Origin of the sequence: Lentilitoribacter sp. EG35 (assembly GCF_040784015.1) — a bacterium.
In the GTDB taxonomy this organism is placed as follows: Bacteria; Pseudomonadota; Alphaproteobacteria; order Rhizobiales; family Rhizobiaceae; genus Lentilitoribacter.
In genome coordinates this window covers 7,811-16,546 of sequence record NZ_JBFNGQ010000019.1, presented here as the reverse complement: position 1 = coordinate 16,546, position 8,736 = coordinate 7,811, and the positions used below count along the sequence as shown (strand labels likewise).

The 8,736-nt window shown below is 43.8% G+C and carries 5 protein-coding genes and 2 pseudogenes; 4 read left to right on the top strand and 3 right to left on the bottom strand.

From position 1 onward, the window contains the following. Positions 1-113 (top strand): annotated as a pseudogene (locus AB2J24_RS19485) (IS5/IS1182 family transposase); the annotation flags it as partial. 266 nt (positions 114-379) lie between these two features. On the opposite strand, the gene AB2J24_RS19480 reads toward AB2J24_RS19485, so the two are convergent. The 3 genes from AB2J24_RS19480 to AB2J24_RS19470 all read right to left on the bottom strand — a co-directional run bounded on the left by AB2J24_RS19480 (position 380) and on the right by AB2J24_RS19470 (position 2,986). Then, positions 380-1,240: a hypothetical protein gene (locus AB2J24_RS19480; RefSeq protein ID WP_367386755.1), complete on the bottom strand. Its 861-nt coding sequence runs from the start codon at positions 1,238-1,240 to the stop codon at positions 380-382. Continuing rightward, positions 1,237-2,394 carry a DNA cytosine methyltransferase gene (locus tag AB2J24_RS19475; RefSeq protein WP_367386754.1) on the bottom strand — a complete coding sequence of 386 codons (1,158 nt, stop codon included), beginning with the start codon at positions 2,392-2,394 and terminating at the stop codon, positions 1,237-1,239. Before AB2J24_RS19475 ends, AB2J24_RS19480 begins: the two co-directional genes overlap by 4 nt. Positions 2,395-2,698: 304 nt before the next feature. Then, a complete protein-coding gene (locus AB2J24_RS19470; protein ID WP_367386753.1) occupies positions 2,699-2,986 on the bottom strand; it encodes a hypothetical protein in 288 nt (95 codons plus the stop codon). Between the two features lie 89 nt (positions 2,987-3,075). On the opposite strand from AB2J24_RS19470, the gene AB2J24_RS19465 reads away from it, so the two are divergent. From AB2J24_RS19465 to AB2J24_RS19455, 3 genes and pseudogenes are all read left to right on the top strand, one after another. Beyond that, complete coding sequence (locus AB2J24_RS19465; RefSeq protein ID WP_367386752.1) at positions 3,076-3,612, top strand: GNAT family N-acetyltransferase; 537 nt, start codon at positions 3,076-3,078, stop codon at positions 3,610-3,612. A gap of 26 nt (positions 3,613-3,638) precedes the next feature. Next, a complete protein-coding gene (locus AB2J24_RS19460) occupies positions 3,639-4,202 on the top strand; it encodes a hypothetical protein (protein WP_367386751.1) in 564 nt (187 codons plus the stop codon). Then, positions 4,202-8,736, top strand: a pseudogene (locus tag AB2J24_RS19455) (hypothetical protein); the annotation flags it as partial. The gene AB2J24_RS19460 and the pseudogene AB2J24_RS19455, both read left to right, overlap by 1 nt.

Genomic DNA, 8,736 nt, shown 5'->3' with positions numbered 1-8,736 from the left:
GAATGTTTGGAAAGCTCAAAGATTGGAGACGCGTCGCTACACGCTATGACAGATGCCCAAACGTATTCGTCTCCGCAATCGCACTCGCCGCAACCGTCTTATTCTGGTTATGAGTCCTGAGCCTAAGTTTAGAAAAATCATCTTCTTCATTAATTTGTTGCCCATTGATAAGTAGATAGAATGCGTCAATTCCGCCATCGTTGGAGCCGCCAACTATTCCTTGATGAACTTCTGCGTGGCTCCATCCGAAATCTTTGAGAACAATATTGTGCTACAGAATAATTCGAACTGCGTTCCGATGCTTAAGCCTTGCGGGAAGACTGCCTTCTCTTCATTGAATAAAGTATCCAATAAAATTAATGAATTTGAATTACTCAAACTAGCGCCTTTTCAATGCTGTAAACTTAGAAGAACGGCAAACTTTCCCATCACTTTTTACAGTTGTTTTTCTGACTAAATCCGCTCCTTCATTCTTGACTTCAATTTCAATCGTGGAAAGCTCTGAAACTTCTCCACCAAAGCAGTCATAGAACGCCTTCATTATCTCAATGCTTAGTACATCTCTAGTGGGAGGGTTTGGATTATTCCGTGGTTGAGGTGCTGTTTTAGGAAAAGAATATAAGCAAGGAGGGGGAAGTATGTATTGGCCAATAGTTGTAGTGCGACTTGGGTCAGCAATTACTTTTGGGCAAGGGCGAGCAATTGTATTACAAATCCAATCCCAGACGATTAAACCATCATGACCCTTCCCAGTATCTACAATATCTGCGCCCATTCGCGTGTGAATTCCCGACCAAACACCTTTCTGCAAATTTGATGTTTTGTTTTGGCACAAACTCCAAGTGACAAATTCTTCCGCATGAGCTGGTCTATCGGAGATGTTTGTATTATTTCCATCTAAACATCCTTTGAGTTCGATAACAGCTACTCGGTTAGAATTAAGAGTAATTGATAAATCGTGCCGATTTGCAGCACCAGCTTCTTCCCAATCTATTATGTAACCATCGTCTTGCATATGGTTTAATACCAATGAAACAAATTGCTTTTTTTGAGCAAGAGAAGCAGATTTCTGTCCGCGAAGGCGTTCAATTGAACCTTCAAAAATACCGCTCTCATAAAACTCTTCTTTACTTAAGCCATGAGTTCCGATTTTATGAGCCTCAATCTTTAACTCTTCGGAATATTGAGCAATCTTTTTCTTAGCATCTGAATTAGGTGTGCATGGGATTACGTCTTTCACACAATTTCCTTCTCAGTTTCCGTTGTTTTGAATGCCTGAATTACTGGTTCAAAAATATGTTCCGCTAAATAGCGGACAACTGGAACAGCAACGCCATCACCAGTCAAGTGATAGGCTTCATTATAGGCTCTTGGTAGCTTGTAGTCCTCAGGCAAGCCCATTAATCGCGCGGTCTCTCGTGCAGATATCAACCGAGATTTAACTTTATTACCATTGACACAAAGTACCAGTTGCCGAGATGAACCGCCAGATGGCGTGCGAAGACAGCCTGCAATTTTATCAAACCTCACCTCAGCACGCTGAACTTTAATTCCATGTTCGTATCGAGTCCTCTTATAAATTCCACCCACCATTGGGATGCCAGATAGTTTTGCGGTCTCGACTTTAGCTAAATTAATTTCACTCATCATTGAAAGAAGGGCAGTTGTCTCGGATGGGCTATGCCATTTTACGCTTTTCGGGTTTTCTTCGATGATATCAATGAAATCAAGTTCTCTAGCTTTTGGTTTTGGGATTGACCACCAGATCCAGTTATCTTTCAAAGATTTCGGTAGTTTTTCAAAAGCGTTGATAAGGCCTCGCGTATGCCATGGCATGCTTGGCTTACTTTTTATGCCTTTAAATGTAGGTAAATCACCCTTAGTACCAATTATAAAAAGTCGAGGTCTAGAATGTGGTAAAAAATGTGCGGCATCAACCACAACTGCACCGAACTTATACCCTAAATCATCAAGCGCTTTGCAAATCGATACGAAATCACTACTTTTATGTGATGTGAGAGTACCCACCACGTTCTCTAAAGCTACTATTGCTGGCGCGCGACCAAGGGAACAAAGTTCTTCAATGTGAGAGATAAACGGCCAAAAAGTACCAGAACGGTCACCTTTTAAGCCCGCACCACCTCCAGCTAACGATAAATCTTGACAAGGAAATGAACCCCAGATTAAATCGGCTTTGTCTGGCATATCACATGGTGATAAGTTTCTGATATCTTCACAAAGTAACGAATCTTGTCCCCAGTTTGTAGCGTAAGTTTGAGCTTTTTTATGGTCAAAATCATTAGCAAACAGGCAACTCCAGCGATTGCCTAAACCAGCTCGCGCCATGCCACCGCCTGCGAAAAATTCGTAGAATTTATAATTGCTAGTGCTCATCGTTCAATATTTCACCATAAATCAGAACAAATCAAGAACTTTTATTAAAATTGATCATCTTATTACTCCACGAATCCTATTTAAAAAGATAACACAATTTTCTTGAAAGGTTAGCTACAATCTACTTTCTCCAAAAGGTATTAGTTGCCCTTTCGTCCAATAAAACGAGCTATCGCAAAATAAACGGAACCGGGCGTTGCTTAAAGTGTGTTTTGCACAGTCTGCAGATTTATGCTCAGATGTGATAATGTGAGTATGGAAATTCAGTTCAACTAACTGAATCTATCCTATCGGTATGTTTCTGTTATTCTCGACCCAATCCCCAATTGCGGTCTGGGTCATTACGACGGTTTCGTAATGGTGGGTTAGGATCTTCTACAATATGACCGTCTTCAGAAGTGAAACTAGATGACCATTTGGCAGTCTTTCCGCTATTAGATGGATAGCGATGTGCATTCCTTGTCCATTTTAAATGTCCTAGGGCAAAAGTTGTTGGAGGCCTAGGTTTTCCACCTTGCGCCCAGAATGCGTCCTCAAGAGTGCGCCATGTTGGAATCAGACCATCATTTGTCATGAATGTAATATAGGACAAGGTTTTCTGATTGCAATTAGTTATGGTTAATGCAATTTAAACGCGGTGTTTACTGAATGGTATTTTCGGGGAAGTGTGGCGTGTTTGGTTTGAGGCGTAAGAATAGTGTTGATGCGGTATCTGAGCAATCAGCTGATATCAAGCAGCACGACCTTACAGACAAGGTCATCATTCGAACAATCGAACCGCAAGACAAAGAACCTGCGCGTGAGTTGCTCAAAGCCCATCATGCTAGCACAATATATGCTGATTATGCGTTTTCCGATGATAAGTTTGAAACCCATGCGGCTGCGATTTATGCTTATCCTGAACATATGGTTTGCCTTGTTGCAGAGTTGAATGGCGAGATTGTTGGTCTTGTCTGGGCAAGTGCTGGTTCTTATTCGCTGTCTGATGAGCTAATTCTTGCCACCTGTCAGGTTATTGCCGTTCATCCCACCAAACTTGGCCGCCTTAAACGCGTCAAAACTTTCCTTAGACTGATCAAAGGCGTTAAAACGTGGTCAGATACCAGAGGTGCGCATCAAGTATTGGTTCATGTCACTACGGGGACTAATCTTGAGGCTACAGATCGTCTACTCAGGCGTTCAGGTGCAAAATGTATTGGGGGTGGGTATGTGGTTTAAGTTAAAAATTGTGCTGGAGAATAATAATGAAATTACTAGCTAAGTATTCCGCGATTTTTGTTTTGCTAATTATAGCAGGGCAAGGTTTTTCTTTTGCTAAGTCGAACGAAACCTCAGTAAGGCTTAAAGAGAACGACGTAGTAACTAAAACGGTGTCTAAAGGCATATTCCTCAGTATCGAAGATCAGCAGTTAGCTGACTTGGCATTTTCAGTTGGTGAGATGTCAAATTATTTCGCCAAGTCTTTTTTAGAGAAACAAGGAGCCTTGTTCTTTTTGGCCGGCGAAGGATATATCAAAAATCGAAAAATTGATGTTCGAATTCTTGACTTCATAACAGAGCAACAGAGAAACGCTTTTGTCGACGAAACAGCAAATCATGAAAATTGTTACATACGAAAGCGTTATTTGGGTTCGCAGCCGGTGGTATTTGGAATTGCCAATATTGAAAGTGGAAGTTTTGATGAAAATCGAAAGTGCATGATTCTTACTTTCGCATATTTTGCAGGTCAGTCTGTTGCAGAACTTCAAAACCTTCAAACACAGCAGATTTTTCCGATATATTTTGAAGACCTCTTGGAGAAGAAATAATGGCTGACAACAAGTCTCAAAATACTGTCGCTATTAATTATTATCTACCGGATTCTCCTGATTACCTACCAGGCCCTAAAACAGATATCGTGGTCACAATAACTCAAGCTGGTTCTATTCAAGAGAACTTCTCTACCAAGGGTTCGATATTTGCCAGAGCGACGACTATAAATTCGCTCGCTTATTCTGTAGCAACTGGCCGTTACAAAATTGAAACAGATTTAGAGGCCAGATTCGGGCCGCTTGCCATAAATGGAGATACTTTTGATAATCTGGGAGCGAAGTTTTCATACGGTGCACTAGTAGCTAAAGCCTCGTTAGATGGCAGCGTATCATTGGGGTTAGGAGCCAATATAAAAGGAAATGGTGGTAGCGTATCGTTAGAAGCGTCTGAACTCGGGAATATCATCAATATCCCTTACAATGTAATTCAAGGCATAAAATATATTGGTGGGGCCATCATGGGCACCGAACGTTTTATAGATGACTCATTTAAAGCTGGATCGAATCCATTATTTTCTGGCTTGATGCTTGGTGCATCCGGCATCGATTACGGCACAACTGGCAGCATAGCAAAAGATAGGCAATTTGCCCGCGATTATAACAAGAAGCTTCCCGGCAGCCATGCCACCAAGTTAAAAGTCATTGAAACACCCGAGACAAACCAATCCCATATTGTTGAAGTCCCCAAAAATCCAATTGAACGTGCGGTAGGAGCCGTTGGTGAAGCGATTGAGACAGTATTGGGCGGCGTTGCCAAAGCCGTTGGTGCTGTTATTGGTGGCATAGCCAATGCGATTGGTTCTATTTTCTCGTCCAACAACAATGATGACAGTGATGGCGAAAGCTCTGGCAAACCAATCATCATCGATCTTGATGGCGATGGGATTGAAGTCGCACCAAAAGATCAGAACTTTACCCTATTTGATTTCGACGATGACGGGTTTAAAGAGTGCACGGCTTGGGTTGGGGCTGATGATGGCCTGTTGATGTTTGATCTCAATGGTGATGGCGAGATCACCACAGCACGCGAGATTGCCTTTGCGCAGTGGGTGGCAGAGGGCGATGAAGACCTCACCGATATGGAAGCACTTGCGGCCTTTTTCGATGTCAATCAAGATGGTGTGCTGGATCAGAATGATGTGAGCTTTGCTGCCGATCATGAATTGGTCACACGCGGTCTGGTCAATGCTGGCGATAGCGTTTGGAACAGCTTTAAAATCTGGCAGGATCTGGATTCAGATGGCGAGATTGATACCGATGAATTAAAAACCCTTGCAGAATGGAACATCACCAGCTTCACGCTGAATTATTCCCATGATCAGGCCTATGCGCTTAATGATGGCTCGGTGATCAATGGCTTCTTTGATGTGAACTTCACCCATGATGATGCCAGCACTGAAACGCGCCTTGCAGGCGATGTCTCCCTTGCCTACACAACCTTTGGCCTGAAAGAAACCGAGGATGCTGATGGGAACAAGGTGATCACCTTTGAAGACGGTGATGAGGCGATCAATCGGATTTTAAAATCTGCGGATGATGTCGATTTTGATGTGAACAATGTCGAGCATGTGGATTTCGATCTTGGTGATGATGATACTGATTGGCAAGCAGCCACAGGTAATGCCGCCGATAACACAATCAACGCATCTTTAAAAACAACAGATATTCAGCTCAAGGGCGGTGATGGCAATGACAGCCTAACAGGTGGATCAGGCAATGATGTTCTAATCGGTGAAGGCGGCATTGATACGCTTGATGGTGGCGCAGGTGATGATCTGCTGGTTGTGGATCAAGATGATGATTTTGACAATATGTCTGGTGGGATCTCTGGTGGTGCAGGCTACGATACGCTGATCTTCCAAGGCGAAGGTGCGCTTAATATCAATCTCGATGCGCTTGGCATTGAATCTGCCACGGGTGGCGATGGCAATGATATCATCGATGGTGATAACAGTAATCTATCGATCTATTCCGACTATGCCAGCTTTGACGAAGACGGCAATGCTGTCGGTGGCGATGTGCAAATCGGCTACCACATGGATGGTGGCAAGGGCGATGATACGCTTGATGGTGCCAATAATGATGATCGCTTAATTGGTGGCGAAGGCGCAGATACGCTTTGGGGCCAAGGCGGTAATGATCAGCTTGTGGGCGGTGCTGATAATGATACGCTCAATGGCGGCTCTGGCAATGATAGCTATTTCTACACGCGCGGTGATGGCGATGATACGATCACTGACATTGGTGGTGATACAGATGTGTTGGCGCTCAGTGATGTTGAATTATCAGATTTAGAACTGGCTTCTGTTAATGGTGATCTTGTGATTACAATTATGGATCGCGAGGCTGATCTTGCTGACGGCACGATTACCATTGAGAACTGGACGCATGAGCATCAGCGCATTGAATATCTGCAATTATCTGATGGCACTGTTGTTGAAATCGGCAATCTTAAAATCGATGGCGCAAACACCCGCGAGCAGCGCAATGATATTGCTGCTTATTATTATAATCTAGATGCAAGCCAATCCCCCGATCATCTTGGCGATGTCGATTGGTCAGTGGATGTGACTGAGTTTGAAACGCTTGATGAGATCAATTTTGTAAACTCGGCTGATAGTTTCTGGGAAGATGGGCAGAGCGATCATTTTGCTGCCTATTACACAGTTGATGTCGATGTGCTGGAGAGTGATGATTTCACATTCAGCATGTCATTTGAAGGCTTTGCGATGATATTTGTCGATGGTGAATTACTCATCAATGGCAATGGTGATTTCTCATATCAAACAATGACCGAAGACATGCAATTGGATTTAGGCGAGCATAAGGTTGAGGTCTATTATCTCAACAAAACTGGCAATGCTGGCCTTGAGCTCAATTGGCAAAAGGGCAATGAAGCCGCGCAGAATATCGGCTTCTCAGCCACCCAAACCCCTGTCTGGAAAAATGGAACTGCCGTTGCTGCAACGATCATTGGCAATACAGGCAATGATTATCTCATGGGTGGAACTGGCGATGAAGTTCTCAAAGGCTTCTGGGGTCATGATTATCTGCAAGGTGGAGATGGCACAGACACGATCTGGGGCGGGCATGGTGATGATAGTCTTGATGCTGGTAAAGGCGACTTAGCCGAACGTCAGAGCCTGTTTGGCGAATATGGTGATGATGTCTATACCGTCAGCAAAGACAATGGCAATGTTTACATCTCAGAAGCCGCATCTGCTGGCTTTGATAGCGTCATCTTCTCAGACCTTAATCTGTCGGACCTAACGATTGAATATGTAGATGCACCAGAAACCTTCAATCAACTCCTACGCTTTAGCTGGGATGTGGGAACCGCTGACGAAGGTAAGCTCGAGATATCAAATAGTGGCCGTAATATCGAGCTGTTTGTGTTTAAAGATAATACATCCATCTCAACGGTAGAGATCAACGATCATCTCGGCCTAACCATCAGAGGTTCAGACGGCAATGACCGCATTACAGGCAGCTCACTCACATCAGATAATATCCTAGGCGGCTACGGCGATGATCTGCTAAGCGCAGGCGGCACAGAACAAGATGGCGTAGTCCAAACACTAAACGGCCAAATCGGCAACGATACATACCTCTATTCCAAACGCGATGGCATTGTCGAGATCGTCGGAGAAACAGCGAACCAAGGCGCAAATGACCGTGTGATATTCGATGATCTTCTGCTTGAGGATTTAACTGTTGAGTTCGTCACGATTGATGGCAAAGAGATGCTCAAATTCTCTTGGGCTGATGTAGATGAAGGCACATCGGGCGAACTGCGTGTGCCATATGACGGCGAGAACATTGAGCGCTTTGTGTTTGCAGATGGCTCTTCATTTGCGAAGGTTGAGTTTGACGACCAGGGTAGGTTAGTCCTCCATGCCGAAAGACAACAATCGCAGAACACATCCGATCTCTTCAACCTTGTGAACCTGACGGATTTGTACAAGGAACATATGTTTGCTGATTCCAGCTCTCGTCAAAGCAATAGCTACTTGGCTGAAAATACACTTGATGATGATACAGGCACAGTATTCCAAAGTTCTGGCGGTGGGTCGAGCCAGTGGTATGAGCTGGATTTGGGTGCAGAGCTTGATGTTTCAATAATCGAGATTTCCGCTAGTCTGAGCGGAACCGCTTATTCATTGAACGGAGCGAAAGTATCGTTATTGGATAATGAAGGTCAGATTATCCAAGTTCGAGATGGCAATGGTGATCTTGCAAATTATTTTGATCCGATTGATGGAGCATATTTCGGCAAAGTGCTTCGCTTTGCATATGACGGTGAAGATGCTGTTCGCACAGTTCGAGTTGTTGCAGGTTCCAATGATATTGCGATTGCCGAGATCAATGTGTATGGCGAGGATGTTGCACCAGATACGTTTAATCTTGTGAACCTGACGGATTTGTACAAGGAACATATGTTTGCTGATTCCAGCTCTCGTCAAAGCAATAGCTACTTGGCTGAAAATACACTTGATGATGATACAGGCACAGTATTCCAAAGTTCTGGCGG

What these genes read in the sequence shown, in the direction of transcription:
- AB2J24_RS19460 (WP_367386751.1), top strand. Translation starts at nt 3,639, where the DNA reads ATGAAATTACTAGCTAAGTATTCCGCGATTTTTGTTTTGCTAATTATA.
- AB2J24_RS19475 (WP_367386754.1), bottom strand. Translation starts at nt 2,394, where the DNA reads ATGAGCACTAGCAATTATAAATTCTACGAATTTTTCGCAGGCGGTGGC.